This window comes from Streptomyces sp. NPDC037126 (genome assembly GCF_055605965.1).
The window spans coordinates 1-1,484 of the sequence record NZ_JBVJTD010000090.1 but is presented as its reverse complement, the minus strand read 5'-3'; the positions used below and the strand labels follow the sequence as shown (position 1 = coordinate 1,484).

The 1,484-nt window shown below is 70.4% G+C and carries 2 protein-coding genes; both read right to left on the bottom strand.

The genetic code is table 11. The features are described from left to right. The coding region (gene pdxT, locus ACZ7FF_RS44960; protein ID WP_470820554.1) for a pyridoxal 5'-phosphate synthase glutaminase subunit PdxT at positions 1 to 565 on the bottom strand (565 nt) is incomplete at its 3' end. 46 nt (positions 566 to 611) lie between these two features. Continuing rightward, on the bottom strand, positions 612 to 1,484 hold an 873-nt coding region (gene pdxS / locus ACZ7FF_RS44955; protein ID WP_470820553.1), incomplete at its 5' end, for a pyridoxal 5'-phosphate synthase lyase subunit PdxS.

Here is a 1,484-nt window from a genome sequence, read left to right as displayed (position 1 = left end):
CGAACAGGGCGTGCACGCGGTGGTCGCCGGTGAGTTCCGGGTGGAACGAGGTGGCGAGCGCGTTGCCCTGGCGGACGGCGACGATGTGGCCGTCGTGCTCGGCGAGCACCTCGACGTCGGCGCCCACGGACTCGACCCAGGGGGCGCGGATGAAGACGCCCTCCACAGGATGGCCCTCGACGCCCTCGACGTCGACCGCGGCCTCGAAGGACTCGTTCTGCCGTCCGAAGGCGTTGCGGCGCACGATCATGTCGATGCCGCCGATGGTCTCCTGGCCGGAGCGCGGGTCGAGGATCTTGTCGGCGAGCATGATCATGCCCGCGCAGGTGCCGTAGACGGGCATGCCGTCCCGCACGCGCGCGCGAAGCGGGTCCATCACCCCGAAGAGGACGGCCAGCTTGGAGATGGTGGTGGACTCGCCGCCGGGCAGGACGAGGCCGTCGACCTCGGCGAGTTCCTCGGGGCGCCGCACCGGCCTGGCCACGGCGTCGGCCGCGGCCAGGGCGATGAGGTGCTCCCGAACGTCGCCCTGGAGGGCCAGGACGCCTATGACAGGAGTGTTCATGGAGTCAGTACCTGAATGTCCGTACCTGGTGTCGGTACCGGGCTGGTCACCAGCCGCGGTTGGCGTAGCGCTCGGTCTCGGGGAGGGTGTCGCAGTTGATGCCGACCATGGCCTCGCCGAGGTCGCGGGACGCGTCCGCGATGATCTTCGGGTCGTCGTAGAAGGTGGTCGCCTTCACGATGGCGGCGGCGCGCTTGGCCGGGTCGCCGGACTTGAAGATGCCGGAGCCCACGAACACGCCCTCGGCGCCGAGCTGGCGCATCAGGGCCGCGTCGGCCGGGGTGGCCACACCGCCGGCGGAGAACAGCACCACCGGGAGCTTGCCCAGCTCGGCGACCTCCTTGACCAGCTCGTAGGGCGCGCGCAGCTCCTTGGCCGCGGCGTACAGCTCGTGGTTGTCGAAGCCGCGCAGACGGGCGATCTCGTTCTTGATCTGGCGCAGGTGGCGCACGGCCTCGACGACGTTGCCGGTGCCGGCCTCGCCCTTGGAGCGGATCATCGCGGCGCCCTCGGCGATGCGGCGCAGGGCCTCGCCCAGGTTGGTGGCACCGCAGACGAAGGGGGTGGTGAACGCCCACTTGTCGGAGTGGTTGACCTCGTCGGCCGGGGTGAGGACCTCGGACTCGTCGATGTAGTCGACGCCGAGGGACTGCAGCACCTGGGCCTCGACGAAGTGACCGATGCGGGACTTGGCCATGACCGGGATCGAGACGGCGTCGATGATGCCCTCGATCATGTCCGGGTCGGACATGCGGGCCACACCGCCGTCCTTGCGGATGTCGGCCGGGACCCGCTCCAGCGCCATGACGGCGACGGCGCCCGCGTCCTCGGCGATCTTCGCCTGCTCCGGCGTGACGACGTCCATGATCACGCCGCCCTTGAGCTGCTCGGCCATGCCACGCTTCACACGCGCGGTGCC